Annotated in this window: 30 protein-coding genes; 15 read left to right on the top strand and 15 right to left on the bottom strand. The window is 62.5% G+C overall.

Going from position 1 to position 22,711, the window contains the following annotated elements; genetic code table 11:
- Nucleotides 1-149 precede the first annotated feature (149 nt).
- A complete protein-coding gene (locus NL528_RS20785; protein WP_309184523.1) occupies nucleotides 150-554 on the top strand; it encodes a helix-turn-helix domain-containing protein in 405 nt (134 codons plus the stop codon).
- Nucleotides 555-884: 330 nt separating this feature from the next.
- On the opposite strand, the gene NL528_RS20780 is transcribed toward NL528_RS20785, so the two are convergent.
- Nucleotides 885-1,256: a hypothetical protein gene (locus tag NL528_RS20780; RefSeq protein WP_309184522.1), complete on the bottom strand. Its 372-nt coding sequence runs from the start codon at nucleotides 1,254-1,256 to the stop codon at nucleotides 885-887.
- A gap of 180 nt (nucleotides 1,257-1,436) precedes the next feature.
- On the opposite strand from NL528_RS20780, the gene NL528_RS20775 reads away from it, so the two are divergent.
- Both NL528_RS20775 and NL528_RS20770 read left to right on the top strand, forming a co-directional pair.
- A complete protein-coding gene (locus tag NL528_RS20775; RefSeq protein ID WP_309176722.1) occupies nucleotides 1,437-2,720 on the top strand; it encodes an IS256 family transposase in 1,284 nt (427 codons plus the stop codon).
- Nucleotides 2,721-3,098: 378 nt separating this feature from the next.
- Nucleotides 3,099-3,344, top strand: a complete 246-nt coding sequence (locus tag NL528_RS20770) for a DUF6894 family protein (protein ID WP_309184521.1) — start codon at nucleotides 3,099-3,101, stop codon at nucleotides 3,342-3,344.
- A gap of 147 nt (nucleotides 3,345-3,491) precedes the next feature.
- Here NL528_RS20770 and NL528_RS20765 read toward each other — a convergent pair whose 3' ends face one another.
- Nucleotides 3,492-4,085: a L,D-transpeptidase gene (locus NL528_RS20765; RefSeq protein WP_375144066.1), complete on the bottom strand. Its 594-nt coding sequence runs from the start codon at nucleotides 4,083-4,085 to the stop codon at nucleotides 3,492-3,494.
- A 410-nt stretch (nucleotides 4,086-4,495) separates the two neighbouring features.
- Here NL528_RS20765 and NL528_RS20760 point away from each other — a divergent pair, with 410 nt between their 5' ends.
- Nucleotides 4,496-5,296, top strand: a complete 801-nt coding sequence (locus tag NL528_RS20760) for a hypothetical protein (RefSeq protein WP_309184519.1) — start codon at nucleotides 4,496-4,498, stop codon at nucleotides 5,294-5,296.
- Between the two features lie 172 nt (nucleotides 5,297-5,468).
- Here NL528_RS20760 and NL528_RS20755 read toward each other — a convergent pair whose 3' ends face one another.
- Both NL528_RS20755 and NL528_RS20750 read right to left on the bottom strand, forming a co-directional pair.
- A complete protein-coding gene (locus tag NL528_RS20755) occupies nucleotides 5,469-5,780 on the bottom strand; it encodes a hypothetical protein (protein ID WP_309184518.1) in 312 nt (103 codons plus the stop codon).
- Nucleotides 5,781-6,203: 423 nt separating this feature from the next.
- Nucleotides 6,204-7,853, bottom strand: a complete 1,650-nt coding sequence (locus tag NL528_RS20750) for an MASE4 domain-containing protein (RefSeq protein ID WP_309184517.1) — start codon at nucleotides 7,851-7,853, stop codon at nucleotides 6,204-6,206.
- A 450-nt stretch (nucleotides 7,854-8,303) separates the two neighbouring features.
- On the opposite strand from NL528_RS20750, the gene NL528_RS20745 reads away from it, so the two are divergent.
- On the top strand, nucleotides 8,304-8,558 hold the full coding sequence (locus NL528_RS20745; protein ID WP_309184516.1) for a hypothetical protein: 255 nt from the start codon (nucleotides 8,304-8,306) through the stop codon (nucleotides 8,556-8,558).
- A gap of 616 nt (nucleotides 8,559-9,174) precedes the next feature.
- Here NL528_RS20745 and NL528_RS20740 read toward each other — a convergent pair.
- Nucleotides 9,175-10,095, bottom strand: coding sequence for a DMT family transporter (locus tag NL528_RS20740; protein WP_309184515.1), 921 nt, complete (start codon nucleotides 10,093-10,095; stop codon nucleotides 9,175-9,177).
- A gap of 324 nt (nucleotides 10,096-10,419) precedes the next feature.
- Here NL528_RS20740 and NL528_RS20735 point away from each other — a divergent pair, with 324 nt between their 5' ends.
- On the top strand, nucleotides 10,420-10,593 hold the full coding sequence (locus NL528_RS20735) for a hypothetical protein (protein ID WP_309184514.1): 174 nt from the start codon (nucleotides 10,420-10,422) through the stop codon (nucleotides 10,591-10,593).
- A gap of 13 nt (nucleotides 10,594-10,606) precedes the next feature.
- Complete coding sequence (pdxY, locus tag NL528_RS20730; RefSeq protein ID WP_309184513.1) at nucleotides 10,607-11,473, top strand: pyridoxal kinase PdxY; 867 nt, start codon at nucleotides 10,607-10,609, stop codon at nucleotides 11,471-11,473.
- A gap of 2 nt (nucleotides 11,474-11,475) precedes the next feature.
- On the opposite strand, the gene NL528_RS20725 is transcribed toward pdxY, so the two are convergent.
- The 4 genes from NL528_RS20725 to NL528_RS20710 all read right to left on the bottom strand — a co-directional run bounded on the left by NL528_RS20725 (nucleotide 11,476) and on the right by NL528_RS20710 (nucleotide 14,818).
- Nucleotides 11,476-11,868, bottom strand: a complete 393-nt coding sequence (locus NL528_RS20725; RefSeq protein ID WP_309184512.1) for a cupin domain-containing protein — start codon at nucleotides 11,866-11,868, stop codon at nucleotides 11,476-11,478.
- A 32-nt stretch (nucleotides 11,869-11,900) separates the two neighbouring features.
- A complete protein-coding gene (locus tag NL528_RS20720) occupies nucleotides 11,901-13,313 on the bottom strand; it encodes an adenylate/guanylate cyclase domain-containing protein (RefSeq protein ID WP_309184511.1) in 1,413 nt (470 codons plus the stop codon).
- 86 nt (nucleotides 13,314-13,399) lie between these two features.
- Nucleotides 13,400-14,116 carry a DUF2066 domain-containing protein gene (locus NL528_RS20715; protein WP_309184510.1) on the bottom strand — a complete coding sequence of 239 codons (717 nt, stop codon included), beginning with the start codon at nucleotides 14,114-14,116 and terminating at the stop codon, nucleotides 13,400-13,402.
- Nucleotides 14,117-14,296: 180 nt separating this feature from the next.
- The gene (locus NL528_RS20710; RefSeq protein ID WP_309184509.1) at nucleotides 14,297-14,818 is read right to left on the bottom strand and encodes a DUF1993 domain-containing protein; all 522 of its coding nucleotides are present in this window, start codon (nucleotides 14,816-14,818) and stop codon (nucleotides 14,297-14,299) included.
- 116 nt (nucleotides 14,819-14,934) lie between these two features.
- On the opposite strand from NL528_RS20710, the gene NL528_RS20705 reads away from it, so the two are divergent.
- Nucleotides 14,935-15,147 carry an MbtH family NRPS accessory protein gene (locus tag NL528_RS20705; protein WP_309184508.1) on the top strand — a complete coding sequence of 71 codons (213 nt, stop codon included), beginning with the start codon at nucleotides 14,935-14,937 and terminating at the stop codon, nucleotides 15,145-15,147.
- A gap of 106 nt (nucleotides 15,148-15,253) precedes the next feature.
- On the opposite strand, the gene NL528_RS20700 is transcribed toward NL528_RS20705, so the two are convergent.
- A complete protein-coding gene (locus tag NL528_RS20700) occupies nucleotides 15,254-15,460 on the bottom strand; it encodes a hypothetical protein (RefSeq protein WP_309184507.1) in 207 nt (68 codons plus the stop codon).
- A gap of 315 nt (nucleotides 15,461-15,775) precedes the next feature.
- Between NL528_RS20700 and NL528_RS20695 the strand changes: the two genes are divergently transcribed.
- Nucleotides 15,776-16,726, top strand: a complete 951-nt coding sequence (locus NL528_RS20695) for a hypothetical protein (RefSeq protein WP_309184506.1) — start codon at nucleotides 15,776-15,778, stop codon at nucleotides 16,724-16,726.
- A gap of 116 nt (nucleotides 16,727-16,842) precedes the next feature.
- Here the strand turns inward: NL528_RS20695 and NL528_RS20690 are convergent, their stop codons facing one another.
- The gene (locus tag NL528_RS20690) at nucleotides 16,843-17,088 is read right to left on the bottom strand and encodes a hypothetical protein (protein WP_309184505.1); all 246 of its coding nucleotides are present in this window, start codon (nucleotides 17,086-17,088) and stop codon (nucleotides 16,843-16,845) included.
- Nucleotides 17,089-17,785: 697 nt separating this feature from the next.
- Here NL528_RS20690 and NL528_RS20685 point away from each other — a divergent pair.
- The gene (locus NL528_RS20685; RefSeq protein ID WP_309184504.1) at nucleotides 17,786-18,001 is read left to right on the top strand and encodes a hypothetical protein; all 216 of its coding nucleotides are present in this window, start codon (nucleotides 17,786-17,788) and stop codon (nucleotides 17,999-18,001) included.
- 132 nt (nucleotides 18,002-18,133) lie between these two features.
- On the opposite strand, the gene NL528_RS47135 is transcribed toward NL528_RS20685, so the two are convergent.
- From NL528_RS47135 to NL528_RS20670, 3 genes are all read right to left on the bottom strand, one after another.
- Nucleotides 18,134-18,682 (bottom strand): septal ring lytic transglycosylase RlpA family protein, encoded by a 549-nt coding sequence (locus NL528_RS47135; protein WP_375144065.1) that lies wholly within the window; start codon nucleotides 18,680-18,682, stop codon nucleotides 18,134-18,136.
- A 141-nt stretch (nucleotides 18,683-18,823) separates the two neighbouring features.
- Entirely contained in the window at nucleotides 18,824-19,612 is a 789-nt protein-coding gene (locus NL528_RS20675; RefSeq protein ID WP_309184502.1) for an SDR family oxidoreductase, read from the bottom strand.
- 74 nt (nucleotides 19,613-19,686) lie between these two features.
- The gene (locus NL528_RS20670; RefSeq protein WP_309184501.1) at nucleotides 19,687-19,872 is read right to left on the bottom strand and encodes a hypothetical protein; all 186 of its coding nucleotides are present in this window, start codon (nucleotides 19,870-19,872) and stop codon (nucleotides 19,687-19,689) included.
- Between the two features lie 252 nt (nucleotides 19,873-20,124).
- Here NL528_RS20670 and NL528_RS20665 point away from each other — a divergent pair, with 252 nt between their 5' ends.
- From NL528_RS20665 to NL528_RS47130, 3 genes are all read left to right on the top strand, one after another.
- Nucleotides 20,125-20,499, top strand: coding sequence for a DNA-directed RNA polymerase subunit N (locus NL528_RS20665; protein ID WP_309184500.1), 375 nt, complete (start codon nucleotides 20,125-20,127; stop codon nucleotides 20,497-20,499).
- Between the two features lie 136 nt (nucleotides 20,500-20,635).
- Nucleotides 20,636-20,869: a DUF6894 family protein gene (locus NL528_RS20660; protein WP_309184499.1), complete on the top strand. Its 234-nt coding sequence runs from the start codon at nucleotides 20,636-20,638 to the stop codon at nucleotides 20,867-20,869.
- A 9-nt stretch (nucleotides 20,870-20,878) separates the two neighbouring features.
- Nucleotides 20,879-21,058, top strand: a complete 180-nt coding sequence (locus NL528_RS47130; RefSeq protein WP_074277306.1) for a hypothetical protein — start codon at nucleotides 20,879-20,881, stop codon at nucleotides 21,056-21,058.
- A gap of 24 nt (nucleotides 21,059-21,082) precedes the next feature.
- On the opposite strand, the gene NL528_RS20655 is transcribed toward NL528_RS47130, so the two are convergent.
- The gene (locus NL528_RS20655; RefSeq protein ID WP_309184498.1) at nucleotides 21,083-21,673 is read right to left on the bottom strand and encodes an NAD(P)H-dependent oxidoreductase; all 591 of its coding nucleotides are present in this window, start codon (nucleotides 21,671-21,673) and stop codon (nucleotides 21,083-21,085) included.
- A 203-nt stretch (nucleotides 21,674-21,876) separates the two neighbouring features.
- On the opposite strand from NL528_RS20655, the gene NL528_RS20650 reads away from it, so the two are divergent.
- Together NL528_RS20650 and NL528_RS20645 are read left to right on the top strand one after the other, a co-directional pair.
- Complete coding sequence (locus tag NL528_RS20650; protein ID WP_309184497.1) at nucleotides 21,877-22,311, top strand: hypothetical protein; 435 nt, start codon at nucleotides 21,877-21,879, stop codon at nucleotides 22,309-22,311.
- A gap of 136 nt (nucleotides 22,312-22,447) precedes the next feature.
- Nucleotides 22,448-22,702, top strand: a complete 255-nt coding sequence (locus tag NL528_RS20645) for a hypothetical protein (protein ID WP_309184496.1) — start codon at nucleotides 22,448-22,450, stop codon at nucleotides 22,700-22,702.
- Nucleotides 22,703-22,711: the final 9 nt, after the last annotated feature.

Here is a 22,711-nt window from a genome sequence, read left to right as displayed (position 1 = left end):
ATGCCATTCATCCGATCGCCACCTTGTCGTGAAGTTTCATTCGATCCCTCCTTGATCTCTGCCGCGAGTCGAGAGACTGGTATCAGATTGAAACTTGGTGTAAATTACGCACCAGATTGCAACCTAGTTTCCTTGAGGTAACCGCTGCCATGTCCTCCAGCGAAAAACGGGCGCGCGATGACCGCGCGCTGCTCGATCTCCTTGCAGATAAATGGACGATCCATGTCCTCGGCTCATTGTGCGATCACGGCTACCGGCGGCGGTTCAACGCGATCCGCCGCGACGTTCCCGGTCTTTCGCAGAAGAGCCTGGTTCAATGTTTGCGGCGCTTGGAAAAGAGCGGCCTTGTCGCGCGAACGGTGCTTACAACGGGAAGACTGGGAGTCGAATATGCCTTCACCGATTTGGGCAGGACGCTCCAGCGGCCGGTCGCGGCGCTTTTCGAATGGACCACGGAGTATGCGGCTGTCGTTAGGGCGGCCCAGGCCGCATTTGAGGTAACGACGGCCGACGAGCGGAACGCCGCAGCCGCCTATCGTCCGGTCCCGGTTTGAGGGGGAGATATGCGCACGCTCGGGGGATTACGGTCTGCCGGATTGGCCGCACGCATTGGTTCACCGTCATTGCGAGGAGCGACAGCGACGAAGCAATCCACGTTTCCGCAAGCGGCGCTGTGGATTGCTTCGCTTCGCTCGCAATGACGATGTGGAAACATCAGCAAGCGTAGCCCGGATGAGCCCAGGTCGCGCGAATGCGAGCCCGATGACAGGCTCCGCGATATCCGGGGTTGATCTATCATCTGACCATCAATCACTCGCACCCGGTATCGCTTCCGCCTTCGCTCTTCGAGCTACGGCGGACAAGTCGCTCATGCGCGCTGCTCCCTAACGCCCCTGCACCGGCATGGGCGGCCGCAACGAGGAGTGTGATGTGCCGGTCGCAGAACGCGACGGCTTCGCGGCGGCGCGCGACGGGCCGCGCTGATTGCTGTCGACGGACCCGAGGTAGGAGGCGAGCGCCGAGGCCGTGTCCGCACTGCTCGCGTAGTGGTCCTTTAGGAAAAGGTAGAGCGTGAGCTTGAAGCGGCCCTTGGCGAGACCGCGGGGGCTGCGATGGCACGTCGTACAACCGTCAGCAAACAGCTTGGCGGCCGATTTGCCCTGATCGAGATTCTGTGCGTTTGCCGCTGTGCCGGTCAGCACGGCGATGATGCCAAGAGCGGCCAGAGCGCGCCCCAATTCCCTTAGCGATGTCAATTTGGGAAGGTTCCTCAATAATCCAAGCGATCGTCACGGTCAGCGGATTGCAACAGCTATTTGATGACGTCAAGCCAGACGTGAGCTATGGCCCAAAGTTGGTGACGGCGTGAATCGGGAAGGCGGCATATCGTGGGGGTGTTCAACGCCTCCACTTCTCCACCAAAGGAGCGATATGCCGTGTCTAAGGATACCGTCGTAAAACTGATTCAGCCAGGAACTTTCAGCGACCAACTCACCGACATTTTGCGCGATGGGGCGCGTGCCCTTCTCGCCCAGGCGGTGGAGGCCGAGGTCGCCGGGTTTCTTTCCAAGCATGCCGATTTGAAGACCGAGGATGGCCACCAACGCGTGGTGCGCCACGGTCATCTGCCCGAGCGCGAGGTGATGACGGGCATCGGCGCGGTCCCGGTGCGCCAGCCCCGCGTGCGCGATCGCGAGGCCGCAGCCGGCGATCCCCGCCGCATCCGCTTCTCGCCATCGATCTTGCCGCCCTATATGCGCCGCTCGAAGTCGATCGAGACGCTGCTACCGATCCTCTACCTGAAGGGCATCTCGACCGGCGATTTCTCGGACGCTCTGGCGGCCTTGCTCGGCAAGGATGCGCCCGGCCTCTCGGCCAGCGCCATCGGCCGCCTGAAGGACGGCTGGCAGGATGATCATGCCCAGTGGCGCAAGCGTGATTTGTCGGGCAAGCGCTACGTGTACGTCTGGGCGGACGGCATCCACCTCGAGGCGCGGCTGGAAGATGAAAAGCAGTGCATCCTGGTGCTGATCGGCGCGACGCCCGAGGGCAAGAAAGAGCTCGTCGGGTTCACCGATGGCGCTCGGGAAAGTGCGCAGGATTGGCGCGATCTGCTGCTGGATCTGAAGCGATGCGGGCTCGATGCCCGGCCCGAGCTGATGATCGCCGACGGCGCGCTCGGCTTCTGGAAAGCGGCCGGCGAGGTCTGGCCGAAAGCACGCGAGCAGCGCTGTTGGGTGCACAAGACGGCGAACGTGCTGGGCAAATTACCCAAGAGTGTGCAACCAAAGGCCAAGCGGGCGCTGCAGGAAATCTGGATGGCCGAGACCAAGGCCAATGCCGAAGTCGCCTTCGACGCCTTCATCGAAAGCTACACGCCGAAATACCAGAAGGCCGTCGATTGTCTGACGAAGGATCGCGACCTGCTGCTCGCCTTCTACGACTTCCCGGCCGAGCATTGGAAGCACCTGCGCACCACCAACCCGATTGAAAGCACTTTCGCGACCGTCCGCCACCGCACGATCCGATCGAAAGGCTGCCTCTCAAACAAGACCGCTCTCGCCATGGTATTCAAGCTGGTCGAAGGGGCGCAACGATCCTGGCGACGGCTCGACGGACATGCACACTTGCCAAAGATCATTCTCGGTGTGAAATTCACCGACGGGATCGAGGTCACCGCCAAGCTGGCCGCCCCTCAGCCCGCAACCGCCGCCGCCTGACTGATCAGGCCGTCACCAAAAATTGGCGATAGCTCGCCAGACGTCTGCAGCAAGTCGTGCAGCGGGAACCCTGCGCGCTGCGGCTTGCAGGCAAAGGCGCAACGCCGAATCCACCGTTCTCTGACGACGCATCACCGGAAATCTACGGAGCCCGCATCGCGCGACGCGTCACGTCGATCCGTTCCTTCACACGTTGCACACTGTTTTTGCGCGAACAGCTTACGCATTATGCTTTGGTGGTCTTAGGGAACCGGAGACTCAGTGGTACGATGCAATGCATACCGAGACTTGGAATCTGAGACTTGGAATCTGGACTTGTGAACTGAGACTTAGGAACTTAGGAACTGAGACTTTGGAGCTAAGACTTGGGAGCTTCGGATGCCGTACTACTATTTCGATCTCGTGGTTGGCGAAGAGTTCAAAAATCAGGGCAGCATCATCCTCGAGGATCTGCATGGTGCCTCCGACAAAGCCGATCAACTGGCGAACGAACTGTCACAGGTACAGCCTGAACTGAAGGCGAGAGGTTGTGCCGTCCGCGTCACCGACGGCGATAACAGGGAAGTCTATCGCACGCCGCTCGATCCCGTTCCGAAATGGCTGTCCGCGCGGAAAACGGGTTAGCCCGTAGCTCGCGGGGCGGATTAGCCCAGGACTGATTAGCGGCGGATTAACGAACGGGTCGGGCGATTGCGGGCCCGATGATAAACTCCGCGTAATCCGCAGCTCGGCCTTCGTCTGCGAACTGCGGCGGGCAGGCTGCCATTGCGCCTATGCGCTCTGGCCCGGCGGCAGCACGACGACGGTCGCGCCGGGCCTCACCCGTTCAAACAGATCGATGACGTCGGCATTGTTCATGCGGATGCAGCCGGACGAGATCGCCTGGCCGATATATTCGGGCTGGTTGGTGCCGTGGATGCGATAGAGCGTGTCCTTGTTGCCCTGGTAGAGATAGAGCGCCCGCGCGCCCAATGGATTCGCCGGGCCGCCGGGAATGCGTGAGGGATAGGGGCCGAGCCGCGCCTGAATTTCCGGCGTCGGAATCCAGTCCGGCCATTCGGCCGTGCGGCCCACCGTGGCGACGCCTGAAAAGGCCATCGCTTCCTCTCCGACCGCCACGCCGTAGCGGATCGCCTTGCCCCCCGGCATCACGTAATAGAGATAGCGCGCATCGGTATCGACCAGGATCGTGCCCGGCTGCTCCCTGCGCGGATAGTCGACGATGTGCCGGAGATAACGCTCGGGAATGCTGGCCTGCGCATACGGCGGATGGGCCAGCAACTGCCGGTCCCTTGCCGTCATGCTCGCATCCGACGACGGCGCGAGCGTCGCCTGCATGCAGCCGCCGAGCACAAGCGACCCCATCAGCACCAACGCAATTCCGGATCTCGGCACCACCCTGCCCTCCAGTGCGTTACCTGGCGCCAGTTATTGCCGAAATAATGCTGAAATCATGGCAACCGGATCGCGCTGGATATAAAAGCGTTGAGGCGCCTTACGGCTAATCCGCTCAATTCACAAAGCCCAAAGGCCGCCGAGCTACGGCAGTAAATCGAGTGCACTGTCACGGTCATACCCTGGAACCGAAGCGGAGAGCCGCCGCGCCGTTCGGCTGCGTCCGCCGGATTCCCTGACGCTATCGCCATGTGATCCCCTATTCTTCCATTATACGGCCATTCTTTGGGCAAGACTACATGGAGTGTTTGGCCGCTGGTCGACCCGACGGATAGTCGACCGCCACCTTCGGATGACATTGGATGGAAAGGGAGACGCCAGTGAACTCCACACCCACTCCAAAAGCAATTGAACCCCACGATGCCCTGATCGCGCGCGCCGATGAACGACTCGCGCACGCCCAGGAGCAGATCGCGCGCGCGGATGAAGAGCTCGCGCGATTGACTGAACAGCTTGATAAAATGGAGCGCGATGACGCGCGTCCGCCTGCGGCCGGACCTCGCCCAAAATCACCGCCTAAAAGGCCGGCGCTCCGGGCCCTTGTCGGCTTGACGCTGGCGGCGTGTATCGTTGTCCCTGCCCTGGTTTTGCAGTCGTCCTATGGCGGCGAGGCCAAGCTGGTTGTCGCCCGTTGGGCGCCACAGCTCGTTTCAACTCCATCATTATCATTGCGGCCGGATAATCCGCCGGTTCCCGCGCAGCCCGCTCCATCTGTCGTTCAAGTGGCCGCGGCAGAGGCAGCACCACCGCAAGCACCCCCTTTGGCTCAGACCGCACCGCAAGACGCCGCGCCGACAGCTACCGCAGCATTGCCCGATTACACACAGTTGCTGCAAACGATGGCGCGCGATCTCGCGAATGTGGAGCGAAACATCGAGCAGCTCAAAGCGAACCAGCAGCAAATAGCCAGCGACAATTCGAAAGCCATTGAGGAGCTCAAGGCGAGCCAGGAAGAGATAAAACGCGCAGTCGCGAGAGTTTCCGAGCAGAACCTGCCCAAGACATCACTGCTTCCGACGCAGCCGACTCCGACCGCACGCAAGCCCGAGGGACCGCTTCCGTCGCCGCACGCGAGAGCGCGGCCTCGAGCCCCAAGGGAATGGATCTACGAGGACTGGTAGCCATCGATGCGGTGATCATCGAAGTCTTATCCTGCAACAGCGCCTCGATACAGAACGGGCGCGCTGTGCGGGTGGCGCGATCTAGTCGTCGTGTAGTCACAACTCCACAAAGCGGAAGGCCGATTACGGTGAGTGAATGCGCCGTCACGCCTTGTCGCGAGCGCCAATCCCATCAATAGGGATCATAGGCGTAGGCATCATACGGAGCGAGCGGTACGGTCGCGATTCCGACGCCGCCACCGACCACCCCGCCAGCCCAGCCCAGCGGGCCGGGCTCATAGTACACGCGCCGGTAATAGGGCATGCGAGCAAAACGGCCAGTATTGTATGGCGTGTGGACGCCGTACCCGCCGGTCAAATAATTGGAATTCGGATAGGTGAACCCGATCATGCCCGGTTCCTGCGTGGCCTCCTGGGCCATCAGCGGGGTCGCCAGCACGGTCGACAGGACCGCAGCCGCCCCCAATAGCGCGAGTTTCCTCATCGTCGTCCTCCTTTTTTCGGCCAAAAGGACCAACCGGCGAACACAGCCGGCGTTCCGAGCTTCCGTTCAACCCGCCGTGAGCAGGTGCCGCCGGTCGCGGCGATGGCGGAGCCGCACCGAACGCCGCTTGTGGTTTCCGTTGGTTGCGTTGCGCAAATAGCGGACCAAATTCCGCAGCGCAGCGAAATGACGCGATGTGCCAGGAGCGGATCTGACGACCGGAAACGCACCTCGTCGCTCACGATCCGTCGGCAACGTCTGTGCTTTGCATAGCAAGGTCCGCTTCAGGCGGTAGCAGCCTCTGCAGGCAGCTTAACCGGCAATCCAAAAGCTGCACAACTCGATTGCTTCATCGATTTCGGCCGGCACTCCGACACTCGGGGCGCGGCATCGCGTTCGGTGGCGATGACGGCGTATTCCGAGTCAGGGGCGCGAACTAACCAGGAGGTCCTCGGGTCGCTCTCGTCGTGAAGCACCAGCAGACGCCGCACCGTCGGCGAGCAGCATAAACTGAAAGACGGCGCCCTCGGGTTTGTTGGGGGCAACCCACAACCGGCCATCATGGGCCTCAATGATCGAACGGCAGATCGACAGACCCATCCCCATACCGCCCGATTTTGTAGTGAACATTGGGTTGAATACCCGCTCGAGCTCTTGCGAGCCGATTCCTGTTCCGGTGTCCGCCACCGATACGATGACGCTCGCGCCGTCGTGGACCTCGGACCTCACGCACAGGACCCGCGGCCCATCCTTGGCCGCCATCGAATCGATCGCATTTGTGATCAAATTCAGAAGCACTTGCTGCAGCTGGATTCGATCTCCTCTTACCTGCGGCAGCTGTGCATTCGGCTCGGCCTGGACCTGTATCCGGTGCCTCTGCAGATCGCCGCGCGTCAAGGCGAGGGCTTCCCCGATAAGTTGGTTGATGTCGAGCGAAGTTCTGTTCCGGCTGTCCTTCTTGAAGATCGCCCGAATGCTTCCGATCACCGCTGCCGCGCGATGGCCATCAGCGACGATCTGCTCGAATGCCGCCTTCGCTTCATCGGGCATCGAGCGTTCAAGCCAGCGCAACCCCGCATCGGCATTCGTTATCATCCCAGTCAATGGCTGCTTGATCTCGTGAGCAATCGAAGCCGACACCGCGTCCCCGGTCATCAGCCGCGCCTCGCGCTCGCGACGTTGCGCCAAGACCGCGCGGAGCACCCCCGCGTAAAGCGTCGTTATCTCGTACAGCAGGACAAACAGGAGGAGACTGCCGGACAGGAACCCGAAGATCCGGCCGGCATACCAGCCGAAGCTGAAGCGGGCCGGAACGGGAAACGCAATCAGAGTGATTTCTATCACGTAGGCGCACATCACCACCATCAGCCACAGATCGAGCACCGAACGCCGCCGGATCCAGAGCACAGTGAGTGCAAGAACGCTCAACAGGTCAAGACACCCGGCATAATAAAGCCAGAGGGTAGAAAAGCGGACCGGATCGAGCGAAATGCGCGGCAATAGCGCATCCCCCGCTGTGACAAGAAAAGTCGCCGCACACACGACGGCCGCCGTCGTGGCAACGCTCGCAAGGATGGCCGCGCCCACGGAGCCCTGCCGCAACCGCCTGGCCGGATCGGCATCCTTCAACAGGCCATAGGCGATGACAAACACGGGAAATCCGGCGTGCCACAGAATATAGATCCAGGTCGTGCTCTGCAGTCCCGCGCCAAGCAGGCCACCTGGCGCGAAGACGCCCGGAAAGGTCAGCATCCACGGGATCAACATAAGCGCTGTGAAGAGATATCCACTTGAGATCGCGAGGAGGGCAGGCGAACGCAAGATGGAGAACTGGGCAAACAGCAGGACAGCGGTAATCGAATCGTTCACGAGCATCGCCGTGGCATAAGCCGGGACGAAGGCGTCGATCCGCCCCAGCTGGATGGTCGAGAGCGGCCCAACTTCCGTGATGAGAAAGGCGACCAGCAAAGCGAGCACGACGGCAAGGGCAAGCCGTCTCTGCGCCCGGCCGGGCGGCAAGCTCGAGAGGATGAAAGGTTGTTCCTCTGGGGCAACGGCTGTCCTCTTCACCATCGGAGCGACTCCTCGCAGCGGCTGGAACGCGCGGCACGAAGCTCATACGGCTTCGCCACTGCTGTCACAGGCTGCCTCAGTTCGCCGCCATTTCTGCCCATTGGGTCCGCTGACGACGAACAAGGAAGCGTCGCTGCCTCTGAAAAGGCTGGACTGGCGAGGTTTCCTGCGGCGGCGAATGCGATCGCGCCAGTGACCGACCTCAGAACACTTTTTCGCTGCATCGTTCCGGCTCTTCCCGGTCCGATTGGACACCCAGCGTGACATCAGTCTATCTCATTTGCGCGTGAAAATCGATTTCTGGTTGGGGTCATTCGCGACCGGGTCGAGTCAGCAGCAAGCCCGGCCATGTCCGCAGTTCCGCCGAAAGCGGAAGTAATTCAGAGCATTAGCGGCCCCGCCGCGGCCATGCCGGATTGATCCCAAGCTCCGAAACCGGAGCCTCGAATCATGCGCTACGAACTCAGCGATTATGAATGGACCGCATATCAAGCGTTGCCGCTTCCAGTTCAGAAATTGGCCGACGCTAATTTTGGACTTCTTAAACGCGATCCCCGCCATCCTTCGTTGCAATTCAAAAAGGTCGGACGGTACTGGTCTGTCAGAGTAGGTCTGCGGTACCGCGCGCTGTCCGTTGAAGTGGACGGCGGCTATCTCTGGTTCTGGATCGGGTCACATTCCGACTACGACCGATTGATTCAATAAGTTCGCGCCCTGCTCGCTGCGTCGCTTCGGGTGCAAGTCAAATCTGGCGGCGCCGCATGCGGCAAAACAACGCGACGGGCAAATCAGCAAAACCTGTCCAGTGCTCACGCGAAAAATATTTCGCTTTCGCCGTCGGGCAAATCACTGATTTAAATCCGCGCATCTCACCCGATGAGAGGGGCGTTGCGCACGTCACGAACGCGCGGTGGGATGCGGTGGACGCGTAAGCTGCGACCGACGAGCGTAGCTGAAACGGACGGCGAAGTCGTGTGGTCCTGGCGCCGCGATGCTGGCGTCAAGTTCGTGAGAAGCAAGCTTCTCAGGGATGACGGTGGCAAGAAAGCCCGTTCACCGGGGAGAGCGCGAAGTAAGCCGTAAACCACTGCGCGGGGAAAGCCGGGATGTCCCGGCCCACCTGTGGTCAATCCCCTGTGCATTCTTGTGCAAATCTGCCGCACAGGGGGCCGCGGGTGCCAGCCGGCACCCGGCTTTCCCTGCGCCCTCTTCTCTTCGGGAGGGCCATCAGGTGGCAAAAACTCGGACGCATCACGCCGCGAGATCGCGGAGGTGTGGGTAATCATCGTCAGGGCAAACAACGCCACGAATGTCCAAAGAGCTACCGCTGCCTTTGCGCCAGATAGAATCCGGACAACACCGTGACCAGCCCGGCCGCCTGCAGCGCGGTCGGGGGCTCGCCGAGCAGGAGCCAGCCGACCAGGATCGTCAGCGCCGGCACGATCGCCGGGAAGACGGCGGCGCGGGCGACGCCGAGCAGCTGGATCGAAAACGCGAATAGATACATCGCTGCTGGCCCGGCCAGGATGCCCTGTGCCAGCGCCTGCAGCGCGTTTTCACCGACGCCGATCGCGGCCACGCGCGCAAAGCCGCCGGAGGCCGCATAGACCGGCAGCAGCACGAGCGACAGCACGGAGATGACGCTGGCGGCGGCGAAGGCGGAGACGCGCCAATAGCGCAGCAGCATGCCAAAACCGGCGAACATGAATCCGGTCAGCACGAAGATCAGATCGCCGAGCACGCCATTGGGGCCGATATGGCCGATCGACTCGGCCCCGATCACCACAAGGCCGCCGACGATCACGACCGCCCCTGCCAGCCGCGAGAACGAAACCCGCTCCCTGAGCAAGACCGCAGCCAGGAATACGCCGCCGAGCGTCGCGCAGGACGGCTGGATCACGCTGCCATGGCCCAAGGGCACGAACAGGAAGCCGGAATAGCTGATGATCGACATGACAGGTCCGCCCAGCACCATCAGCGCGAGGCCACGCCCCCAGCCGATGCCGCAGAGATTGCCGAGGCCGGCGCGCAGCACGACCGGCAGGAAGGCGATGCCCGACCACAGGAAGCGGTGCATCAGCAAGTCCGCGGGCGTAAATCCCGCCTTCAGCCCGTGCCGGGTCGCGACGAAGCCGAGCGCCCAGAACAGCGCCGCGCCAACGCCGCAGGCGACCCCGAGCAGGGCCGGTTTCGCATCCGATTTTTGGGGAGAAGCATCAGCGCCGGGCATCGGCTGGTTCATCGCGGACGCTTACGTCAGCAAGCAAGGCGGTTCAACCCACGGGCCTGCAGGGCTGACGAGCGCATCGGCGGTTCACGTGAATTTGTGGCACACACTGTCTCCCGCCACCCTGAGGTGCGCGCTCTTGCGCGCCTCGAAGGGTGAGTACGGGCCGTGGCCCATCCTTCGAGGCTCGCTCCGCTCGCACCTCTGGATGACGGGTGCACCGATTTAGCTCCAAACCATTAATTTCAATTGGATCGTAATCCGTCGTTCACTCGCCATGGGGCGGTGGGTTACGTTACGATAAGCCACCCTACTCGCTACTCGCTGGAAGCGATCACCATGAACGGAAATCGATATTACGGCATTCGGGTCGAGGGCGCGAAATACGGCGTCGGCTTCGGCTCGGCGCTCGCCATCGCGATCTCCTATACCAACAACCATTCGATCCTGTGGGCGATCATCCACGGCATCCTGGGCTGGCTCTACGTGATCTACGTCGCGCTGTTCGGGTGATCCGGCCCGCAGCATGAGCGTGATTTCGATTCAGTCGCAGGTCGCTTTCGGCCACGTCGGCAACAGCGCTGCAGTGTTTCCGCTGCAGATGCACGGCATCGACGTGATCGCTGTGCCGACCACCCTCTTGAGCAACCGGCCGGGTTACCCGACCATCCGCGGCCGGGTGCTCGACGCGCCCCTGGTCGCCGATCTCCTGCGCGGGATCGAGGAGCGCGGCGCGGTCGACGCGTGCAAAATGATCCTGTCCGGCTATCTCGGCTCGCCCGAGATCGGCGCCGAGGTCGCCGACTTCGTCGCGCGCGCCAGGGCCCGCAACCCGGCTTTGCTCTATTGCTGCGATCCCGTGCTCGGCGATCGCGACCGCGGCCTGTTCGTGCAGCAAGACATCCCGCCGCTGGTGCGCGACCGGCTGTGCCGGCTGGCCGATATCATCACCCCCAATCATTTCGAGTTCGAATGGTTGTGCGGGGCGAAGGCCACGACGATCAATCAAATGATCGAAGCGGCGCACGCCCTGATGGCGCGTGGTCCATCGACCATCGTCGTCACCAGCGCCGAACTTGTGGAAACCCCGGACGACGAGATCGAGATCGTTGCGATCGAACAATCCAAACAAGGGTTAAACGCCTGGCGCGTGCGCACACCAAAACTCCCGATCAGCCCGAACGGAACCGGCGACCTGTTTGCCGCGCTGCTGGTGGCCGCGCGCGTTCAGGGAAAAGATACGCCGGATGCGCTGGGCCACGCCGCGTCGGCGATCTTCGCCGTGCTGGAGCGCACCGCGGCGCGCGGTACCGAGGAAATGCGAATCGTCGAGAGCGCCGAGCAGCTCGTTCACCCGAAGCGCCGGTTCGACGCCGTCGCCGTCATTTCGTAGGGCTAGCTACGTTCCTCGGTGGAAGTGAAAAATTTGGTTCCATCGAAAAAGCGGTTCGGGCGATTGAATACGGAGATGAACGTCGCGCCGTTGGGCGCATGCGCGACATGGATGTTGCCGCCCGGCCGCCACACGAAGTCACCCGCGCCACAGATCCCTTCCGAATCTTCCAGCGATCCCTCGAGCATAAAGGTCTGTTCGAGCGCCGTGTGCTCGTGCAATGGCACGACCGCGCCGGGTGCCATCCTGAACAGGATGGTCGAGCGCCCTTCGTCGTCCCGGTACAGGATTTTCATCTCTATTCCGTCGAACTCGGTTCGCTGCCAGGGCATCGACGACGCCGCGACGAAGGTCGAGCGAAGTTCGGGCGGGTTGACTGGCACGGGCTTGTTCATGGCTTTCTCCTCCGAAAAATCCACCGCGGTATTCAGGATATCTCGTAGACCGACACCTTGCCCGCGATGCCGCTCAACGCCACGCGTCTGGGTGTTGCCTTTAGCCCTTGGGTCTCGAGCAAGGTCCGGGCCTGCGCGTTTTCCACCACCTGTTCCGTCACCACGATCGAACGCGAGGCGGCAAGGCCCTGGACGCGCGAGGCGATATTCACCGTCTGGCCAAAATAGTCCTGCTGGGCATTGAGTATGACCGCAAGGCACGATCCTTCATGGATGCCCATCTTCAGGCTCAGGCTCTGATGCTGACGCTCGGCGCCGAGATCGCTCATCGCTTCGCGCATGCGGATCGCAGCGGCGATGGCGCGGTCAGGCGTCTCGAAGGTCGCCATGACGGCATCGCCAATGGTTTTCACGATGGCCCCCCGTTCGGACGCGATAATCTCCTGCAGCAGCCTGAAATGCTCATTGACGAGATCGAAGGCGGTGAGGTCGCCGACCCGCTCATAGAGCTCGGTGGAGCCTTTGAGATCGCTGAACAGGAATGTCAGGCTCAAGATCTTGAGGCGCTGGCCGATGGCGAGCGTGTCGGTCCGGTAGATGTCGCGAAACGTCTGATTGGTGAGGAGACGCTTGGCCGTGAGAATGGGCTTGCGTTGCTTCAGCAAGTCGTCCAGCGCCTGGTTCGCCACCCATACGGCCGGCAACACGCGGCTCTCGGTGCGATTTTCCAGGGCCAGCCGCAGCGGCCCGGGGCGCAAGGCAACGGTGTCGACGGGAACCTGGAGCTTGTTGAAGATCACGGACAGGTTCTGGCGCTCGGCCGCCTCCTCGCCGCCGACATCAAGGAACTGGGCCGTATGCGTCACGGGATCGAACACGATCAACGTGCCCGCCGGCGCCTGCAGGGAAAGGATGGCGCGTTCGCCGGGCGGCAAGTCGACAATTTCGAGCGTGATCTCGTCCAGCAGCTTCTCCATATCGATATCATCTGGCAGATCGATGGCCGAACTCCAGAACACCTGGCGATAATATTCGGCCGCGGGCAATTCGTCGGGATTATGGGCCGCGATCTTGCGCACGCGCGGGCTTACCGTAAAAGTCACCTCGACCAGATTGTCGAGCGTCGTCTCATAGCCCGCGGCGCAGAAGGCGCAATTATACTGCGCCCTGTCCAGGGTCTTCAGGCTTTTATTGGCGGAGAGAACACCGGCGCAGCTCGGGCACATGACGCTCCACGTCATCTCCAATATGCCGAGCCCCACCGCATGCAGGAGTGCCGCGATCACCTGCTCCTCGCCGACATCAGCCGTGGCCGCGAGATCAAGCGCGTTCATTTTGTTCAAGGCATGATCCGGGGCATCCCGCACCATACGCTCGAGCATGTCGACAACGACCCCGTCCGCCGACTGACGCAGGGCAACAAACAGGTTCTCGGTTTCGCTCATGCGACAAGGTTACATCAAAGAAGGCAAAGCGGATACGACAGTGTCATCCGCTATTGCCGATTCAGCAAAGCCGGTGGGATGCGCGGCTACGCCGGATCGCCATTGCCTGAGAGTACCTGCGCGGCGCCGCCGATGCCGCGCCGAAACGCCTCGTCAAAATTGGTGCCGCGAACCCGCCAGCGGTGCGTCCGGCCATGCCAGTCGATCCGCCATTGCGTGGCCCATCCGAGTTCCCGGTCGTCCCAGACCAGCCGTCCGACCAGCGCCACTTCCCCGCCCTGCCCGGCCACCACCGGACCCCATGCCCGGGACGTCGTCGTTCCCGGCTCGGTGCGCGTGATGCCCGCTTTCGCCAATGCAGCCGCGCTGGGCAGCACGACACTCATCCCCCGCCGGGCCGCGGCCGCGAGCAGCGATTCACGCTGCAGGGCCGACTGGTCTGCGTCCGACGTAATCATGTAATCCTTGGCCCCCAGTTGCATTTCGACAAAGGCGGCAAGGACCGGGCGGTGCGAACGCCACGGCTTGAGGCCGATCACATGAAGAAGTTCGTCGATCTTCGTCTCCTCAAAGTCGACGGTCAGGTCGTAGGGCCGATCGCGGGTACCCTGTTCGTCGCGGGTCGGCGTGCCCGACATCTGATCGTGATAGCTGAACGCCCTGACGAAATCTTTCGCGTTCGATTTGTACGCGGCCAATCGACCGCTGCCCGCAAGTTTTTGAGCGCCGGAGACCTTGATCAGAACATCCTCCAGAGCGGCGGCGAAGCCGATGATGCGATTGGCCTCGCCCTGGCCGGTCACGATGGTCTGCGCACGATAGAGATCATCCGTAGCCGTCGCGCTCGCGCCGCCGCCACACGTCAACGCAAGCGCAACCGACACCCTGATGATGGCGCGAACCACATCAGGGCCTATCGAGTGCGGCTTTTGCCTTGTCGTGAGCCGGGTAACCACGCCTCTCTCCTGCCCGTTCCAACGCCTTTACGTCTTCAGTTTCAACCGGCCCATGAAATCGCGTTTCCCAAGCGGCGCGCCCTTGTGGCGAAGGATATCGTAAGCGGTGGTGGCATGGAAAAAGAAGTTCGGCAGCGAGAACGACATCAAAAAACCTTCCGCCGTGAACGGCAGCGTGCGTTCGCCGATCTTGAAGGTGACATCGCGGCCGACCAGCGCGTTGACCGCGTCGGACGTCAGGCCCGAGAGTTCGTCGCGCGCCTCCGTCACCAGCGACTGCAGCGCTGCAAAATCGAGATCCGGCCTGCCCGACGGCGGGACGAACACGCCGTTCTTCGCCGCCGCCATGGCGCCGCGCGAATGATGCGCGACCGAGACGATCTGGAAACGGAACGGCATCATGTCGGGCGCAAGCCGCGTCTCGACGACGTCGGCCGGGTCGATGCCCTTGTCGTGGAAATGCGTCAGGCTCTTCTCGAGCAGACCGCCGACCGCGCCGAGGATCTCCAGATAGTTGGCGACGGTGGCGTCGTAGAATGAAAAGGCCATGGCGTCAGTCTCCCAGCGTTTGCTTGTTGCCTCCGACACAGACCGGTTGGTGAATGTGCTTGCTTGCTACCTTAAGGAGGTCAAAGGTGCGGCATCCTAATAGCGGAGCCTGAGCCATGGAAGACCCGGACGACGACAGGATGTACATGGTGGTGGTCAATCATGAAGAGCAGTATTCGATCTGGCCTGCCGGAAAGGCGCTTCCTGCGGGCTGGAAGTCGGCAGGAAAGACCGGCACGAAGCCGGAGTGCCTTCAGTACATCGAGGAGCTGTGGACCGATATGCGCCCGTTGAGCCTGAGACAGAAGATGGAAGCGGGCAAAGCGTGATCCGCCGCTGTCCGATAGCGGCTTTGGTTCGTCACGACCGGGAAACGATTCCGGCCTTCGGACGGCCAAGCCCGGCGCTGACTGCTGATGAATCTATTTCAGGCTATCAGCGGAGGCTCTGCCCCAACAGCGATCGGGCCGGCAACAACTGATCGAACTCCGGAGGCGCATAGGATTTGCCGTCCGCGTCGGTGATGACGACCTGCCAGCCTTCGCTGGCGAAAATCCGCGCCTTGGCAACAATGATCAGGGAGCTCTGTCTTTCGATATTGAGCGATTCGTTCTCGCGTTCTGCGATCATCCTGTAGGCCAAGCTATTCCCCTGTCCGTCCCTTGCACCTGTCGCGTGTTGCCAGCGCGCTTTGGCCGCAATTCGCCTAGAGCGTGACAATTTGGTGCCGAAGCAGCGCAGCGCCGTCGTCGCGCGCGCTGGGCGGCGGGGGATGGGTGCTGCCATCCGTCGGCGGTTCCGGTTCCCTTGCTATGGATGGCCGCAACCTCTCCATCCCTTCGCCTTGCTTTGGTCAAACCCGGCTGTAGTTGTGGGGCAGGCCAGAGGTTCGTCGACGTAACAGTTAGTCCGCGGTCCGGTTTATGCGGACGACTTTGGACCGAGTACGGAGCGCCCATGCATCCCTTGCTGAAGGAACTCGAACGAGTCAACGATCCGCACGACGTGCTCGAGATCGCACCCGGCGTCGTTCTGGCCGCGCGAGCGGAGCCGGATTTTTCGACGCTCGCGCCAGGCGCAATGAGCCGTGCCGCGGAGCCGCAGATTCACCCGCGGCCGACCGGCGCTGCCGTCGCGCCGTCGCTCGACGCGACGTTTCGCGCGGATGACCATATCCGCGCCCCGGGCGGCCGGTCGTCGAAGGGCAAAAAGCTGTCGCGCGTATTGTTCGTCTTCCTGTTCGCGCTTGGCAGCGCCGCCGCCGCGGAAGCGTGGCGGCACTACGGCGATACGGCCAAGGCGATGATCGCAAACTGGACGCCAGGTTTCGTTGCGACAAGTTTCGTTGCGTCGTCGTCGTCGGCTAGTGCAGCGCCAGCTGAGCAAACGGATGCGACCGACGTTCAGGCGGTTCAGGCCACCGCGCCGGAAGCGACGCCCGCGCCAGTGGCAGTACCCGCGCCACCAGCCGCTCCGGCCCAGTCCGCGGAAGCCGTCGCGCCGAACGCCCCCGCGCCCGATCAGGCGCAGTCGCTGGCGTCGATGGCGCAACAGATCGAGCAGCTCAAGGCCAGCGTCGAGCAACTCAGGGCCGGCCAGGAGCAGATGTCGCGCGACCTCGCCAAGGCATCTGACAAGGCATCCGAAATGAAAGCGTCGGAGGTCAGGGCTCCCGAGCCGAGCGTGCGCCCCCGGATAGCCGCGCCCAAGATGGCAGCGCCGCTGCGGCCGGCCATCGGGTTACCCCGCAAGCCGAGGCCCACAGCTTCAGCCGCGCCCTATCTGCCGCCTCCGCCATTGCCGCCGGCCGCCGCGGCGCCGGTCGCGCCGCAGCCGGTGCCTGAAGCGCAGGCAACGGTTGAGAGCGACGGCAACCCGGTAGTGCGCCCGCCGCTGCCGGTGCGGTAGAACCTGATTGGTTGAAGCAGCCTGTTCGGATCCCGTTGCGCAGGGGATTACGGGACGGCGCCAGCGCTCCGCCCCCGATCCAATCTCATTGCACCCGACGGGCCGTCGCAGCTCGCTTATTGTCGCCGTGCGCTGACGTCATGCCTCGATGCGTGCGCGCGGTGCCTCGCCGGCGCGACGGATAGTTTGACGCCGCCGACAGATGCCATGGCGTTCGCGCTCCCGCTGTTTCTGGAGCCAACACCCAGGCTCTGGTAGAATGCCTGTTCGCCGGGCTCCTGAACCGCCTGTTGCGCCATCACCGGCGCCGCCATCGCGACCGAAAGAACGGCAGCTACGCCGAAAAGCTTGAACCTGGTCATCGTCGATTCCCCTTCTGAGTTGATCAATTCGTGAGCGTTGCGAACCGCACCAACCCGCTTGCGCGGATTGTCGTGTGCGTTCGTTCTGGACACATAGAATTGCCCCACCGACATTCAATGGAATGATACATATCATATAAACGTGACCCCAACCGGCGTCACGCCGCGCGCTGGAAGAATTTACCGCGATCGCGGACCACCACAGTGCAATTCGCCTCGCCATCGACCGGCAAAGAGACGCCGCGATTTTCCCGACGGGAAAATCACCAAAATCCAGTCCAGCCCTCTTGCGGAAAATATTTCACTATGCCCGTCGGAGTCTTCCCCTTGCCCCGCTCTTCGCGGAGAGAGGCAATATCTGTCCGACGGGTAGATCAAAATTCGTAAGGCGCACCAGCGAAACGTAATAACACCTCCGGACAAGGTGCCCGGCAGAAATAGCGATACAAGTGTAAAGGACAGGATTGCCGTCAACCCGGCCGGGACCATCGCGGCAATCGCGACCGCAGCGACCGACGTGCGAAACCGGCGCGTGCGTCAGCCAGGCGTGGCGCGCGGAAGATGAAAGTTCCCTGCTCCCCCGAACGTCCTGGTCGTCGCCACCGGAACACTACGGAGAGCCTGGCGGGCCCGAATCGTGGCACGAAGTCTGCATAGATGTAACCGACCGGGGAATTCCTTATCAGCGAAGGACACCATGCTCGTTACTCTTGTCGCCGTTCTCTGCAACGGCCAGCTTTGCCTCGAGAAAGTCGTCACCAACAGCGATCAGTCGGGAATCACCATGGCGGCCTGTACGGTCAACGCGCAGATCGGCATCGCCGATTGGCTCGCCAAGGGCCCGTACCATGAGTGGACGCTGCAACGGTACAAGTGCGTGGTGGGCCAGTACACGCCCAAGAAGGAAGCTTGATCGGCGCGCCATCCCCCACGCGGGGATGGTCGCTATAGCTTCGGTTCTGATTCAATCAGAACCGAAGCTATAGATTTTTGCTTGGACGCGTTTTCTTCACGCGAACCGGTATCCACTTCGCTCGAAAACGCTCTATTGGACAACGTCGAGTTTGACGTTGGCAACGCCCTTTCCAACCATTCCGAGCGACTCCGCCGCGGAATAGGAGACGTCGACGATTCGTCCGTGAACGTACGGACCGCGGTCGTTGACCCGCACCGTCACCGAGCGGCCGGTGGATACGTTGGTCACGCGCAATTTCGTGCCGAACGGCAACGTCGGATGCGCCGCGGTCAAATCATGCGTATCGAATTTTTCGCCGCTCGCGGTCTGCGTCCCCTCGGTGTAGAAGCTGGCAACGCCCTGCGATGCCACTTTGGTGTCGCCGGCATTCCGGTGCGATGCGAACGGGGTATGCTTTCTCACCGACGCCACACGCCGGTGCGTTACGGACGACGCCGTTCGAACGTGTTGCAGCGACGCCTGCTTGGTCGGGTGAAGTTCGGACCTTTGGCTCACCACAGAGGACTGCGCGCACGCCGCCAGTGAAGCCGCTGCCAGCGCAAGCGCAAGCAGCCGAATGATTTTACGGCCTGTCGTGAAGTCGACGGACGCAGTACCGGAACAGCCGATGGACCACATGTTGTATCCCCAACTCGCGCCCCAGCCCAAGCCGAAAACCAACATGCCGTCATGGTCCGAATCCAATCGGGGCGGCAACGTGGCCGGATCCCGGCGGCCACAATTTCGCCAACGCTATTCCTTTCGGGTGTGGTGATTGGGTCACAGTTCATCGAGCGTCGGCGGATCAAACCAGTTGGTCAGCGACAGGCCGCCATCGACGACGATCGCAGCTCCCGTGACATAGGCCGACACCCGGTTCGACAACACCGCCAGCGCCATCGGCGCGAGATCCGTGGCCTGGCCGAGACGGCCGAGCGGGATGTGTTTTGCCAGCGACGGATCGGCGACGAAGCCGCCGGCCGCGATCGCGCCGGGCACCAGCGCATTGACGCGGATGCCATAGCGGCCAAACGTCTTGGCCAGCTCCTTCACCAGCATCGCCATCGCCGCTTTCGCCGTCGAGTAATGCGGCAGGTTGCGCGGCGTGCCTGCGTGCAGCGAGGTCAGCAGCAGGAACGAGCCGGGCGCTTTGGCCGCGATGAGTGTTCGCGCCAGTTCGCGCGCGAGGTGAAAGCCGGCGTCGAGGTTGACCGCGTGCATCTGTTGCCATGTCTCGCGGTCCACCGCCATGGGGTGATCGGCCTCGCGCCGCGGCGGCGAGGCGCTGTGAACGAAGTGCGTTACCTGCCCGACCGCGGACTGTGCGTGCGCAAGCAGCGCATCGCAGGTGGCGCGGCTGGCGAGATCGCCGACAAAGGGAAACGCCAGTTCCGGCCGGGCTGAGGTTTTGATCGCGGCCATGACCGTGTCTTCGCGGATATCGGCGAACACGGTCCGCACGCCCTCGCCGACCAGCGCCTGCGCAATCGCGCGGCCGATGCCGTTGCCGGCTCCGGTCACCAGCGCCGCCTCGCGCGCGGGATCGAAGGGCGTGCTGAAGAGGCTCATGTCGGACGGTCTCCGAGATCAAAACGACGCGCATGCTAGCACGCGTTGTCGAGCCGGACACAAGCCGCCCGCTGTCAGCTCTGATGCGGTCCCCGCATCATCTTCATGGCGTCTTCGATGTGACGCCACTCTCGCGCGTCCTCGGCGTCGCCCTTGCGCTCGCAATCCTGGGCGATCTGGGCTGCCTGGGCGATCGCCTCGAAACCGTGCCGCTCGACCATCTGCCGCGCGATCACGTGAATCTGCGTCTCGGACATCATGTCGCTCTCCCGATGTCGACTCGCCCCCGAAAGCCGCAGGGGCCTGCAATAGCCGGTTCCGCTGCAGCCTGTTCCAAACCCTCCAGCCGGGGGCTCGTTCCCCTGTGTCCGCATTTAATCTCGCGCGCTGCGGACCAGGGAACTTGTTCGTTCGATGCAAAAGGCCGTCGCTGCAGGTCCGCATGCCACCAATTCCACCTCTTCCCGCCGCATTTTTTCGCTTTGCTGCGGCTCTGGATGGAGCGAACTCGCATGAAAGGGACAATCGCGATTGCGGCGTTGGCGCTGTTGCTGGTTCCGTCGGCAACGATGGCGCAGGAACGCGGCGGGGATGCCGCGCTCGGAGCATTGTCTGGCGCCGTGGTACTCGGGCCGGTCGGCGCGCTCGCTGGTGCGATCGTCGGTTACACGGCCGGGCCGTCGATTGCGCGATCATGGGGCTTCAGACGATCCGGCACCGCCCGCCAGGCTCGGAAGCCCGCAGCGCAGGAGACGCGGGTGTCGCGTGCCGACGCTCAGTCGGCGCCGCGAAGTCAGGCCAGTGCGCCAACGCCGGCGCAAGTGCCACCGCCTCCGAAAACGGCTTCCACCACCACCACGGCGCCGCCGGTCCAGGGCCTGGAGTAAGGCGCAGCGGTCGGTCGCGGCGCGGTCGGCGACCACGTTCCCCGTAAAACCCCGTACGCAATCCATCGGAATTTCCCGCGGACGTTGCCGCTGCTATTTTTCGAGCCTGCTCCTCGCTTTGATTCGGAGGCGGAACATGGCTCAGGTCTATTTCCATTGCTCCAACACTGAACGGGTAATGATCGATCAATACGGCGCTGCCATTGGCGATCTGGCCGAGGCGCGTGACCACGCCGCCCTGGTGGTGCGGTCGCTGATCATGACGCCCAGTACGGAAGACTGGCGCAGTTGGGTCCTGCACGTCAGCGATGCTTCCGGCGACGAGATCTTCGCCGTGCCTTTCGTTTCCATGCTCGGCAAGCCGCATTGAGAGCACGCCATGACAATCGCGCAATCATCGACACGGCTCCGCTTGCGCTTGAACGGCTTCGTGACGAGGTGGCACAGACTGATCAGGAATGCCTGTAATCCCTACCGGCCTGAACTTCACTACATGCGAGGGCCCGGCCCGAAATGGCACGCAAAACACCTCGGCCGCGCCGAAAGCGGGGCGTTCTGAGGCATGGCACCTGAGGGCACGCCGTCAATAAGGCGGCGCCTTCCTCCCCCGCTGCGCCTTGGCGGCTTCCATCCACCACGTCAAATCATCGGCAAACCTGGGAAACGCATGCTCCAGCGCCTTGCCGCCCTCGCCGTTCGGTCTACCCTCCACCGAGAGGGTCTGCGCGATCGGCCCCACCGCGATCGTGGACGAGATCACCACCATGCCCATTTCCGAGAGCGTGCCATGCCACGCGGTCGCGGCCCGCGCGCCTGAGAAACGTCCGGCCGAATAGCTGGCGATGGCGGCGGGGCGCCAGAACCATTCTTCCAGAAAATGATCGGTGAGGTTTTTCAGCCCCGGCTGGACACCCCAATTATATTCGCCGGTGATGAAGACAAAACCGTCGGCGCCGCGGATCTCGCCCGCGAGTTTTTCCAACGCCGCCGGCGCCGCGCCTTTCGGATATTCCTTGTACATCCGGTCCAGCATCGGCAGGCCGACCGCTTTGGCGTCGATCAGTTCGACGTCGTCGCCCCGGGCACGAAAGCCCTCGACGACGAAATGGGCGAGACGGATGCCCATCCGGTCGGAGCGATAGGAGCCGTAGAGGACGAGAATGCGATGGGTCATGATATCCACACACTGCATCAGGCCGCGCGGTGATGATAGACTCGGCGTCATCAGCCGCCAATCTTGATCTGGCGCAATACGCCGCGCGGCCATCCCCCACAAGCTGTCCTTGCCTCATGTTTTCAGGGGGTACCGCCTTTGGCCGACTTTCGTCCAGCGAACAATCGTCCTAGTCTTCCCCGGGCTCGCAGCGGAGCATCGCGATGCGTTTTCGCGTAAGGAAGTTCGCCCACGTTCTGGAGCGCCTTGGGCTGGCCATGGCCGGCGCCGCCAGCGGCTTGTTCGTTGCAGCCCTGGTCGGGACCAGCGTCGCCGCGCTGACGACGCAGGCTTTCCTGCTGCTCATGATGATGGGCGGTGCCGTCGGATTCTACCTGGGAATCGATACGCCACCCCTGCCCTTTCATCCGCACGATGAACAGGCGGCAAACCGCGGCGATGGCGGCAAGATCGACACCGCGGAATTCCTGAGCGCCGTCGGCACGTTTCTGGCGGCGGCGTCGGCTTTTTCGTCGGTGGGCGTGATCGTGCTTCGTCACGATCCACACATCGCCTGGACCTGGATGATTATGGCGGGATGGGTTATCGGCGTGGTCATGCAGATCATTGCCGGATCAATCGCGCGTTTTCGCCGTTAGGGCCGGCCGCTCGCAGGGCGCCGGGCTACGATCGATCTACCGAAAATTAATCAAATCGTTGCACGCTGATCCCAACAGAAAAAATCGCCAAAATCCTTTTTACGAAATGCGCTCGTTTCGAGAAGGAAAACCTCCCATGCGGATCAAACGCGCGATCTTCGTTGGTTCGGTGGCCGCCCTGGCTGTGATGACGGCGCCAGTGCTGGCGAAGAATTCCACGCCCCAGAAGACCGACGACAAATCGACCTCATCGTCCTGTCACGCCTACCAGCAGGCGGCCGATGGATCGTGGATGGAGCTGCCATGCCAGGAGCTGGGTTCCGGTTCCGGCGCACCCGCCCAGCATAAATCCGCGACGCGCGGTACGGTCGAAGAAACCCGCACACGCTGAAATCGGCTG

The organism is Bradyrhizobium sp. Ash2021, from assembly GCF_031202265.1.
In the GTDB taxonomy this organism is placed as follows: domain Bacteria; phylum Pseudomonadota; class Alphaproteobacteria; order Rhizobiales; family Xanthobacteraceae; genus Bradyrhizobium.
The sequence above is the reverse complement of the archived record's forward strand: the minus strand, read 5'-3'. Positions and strand labels throughout refer to the sequence as shown.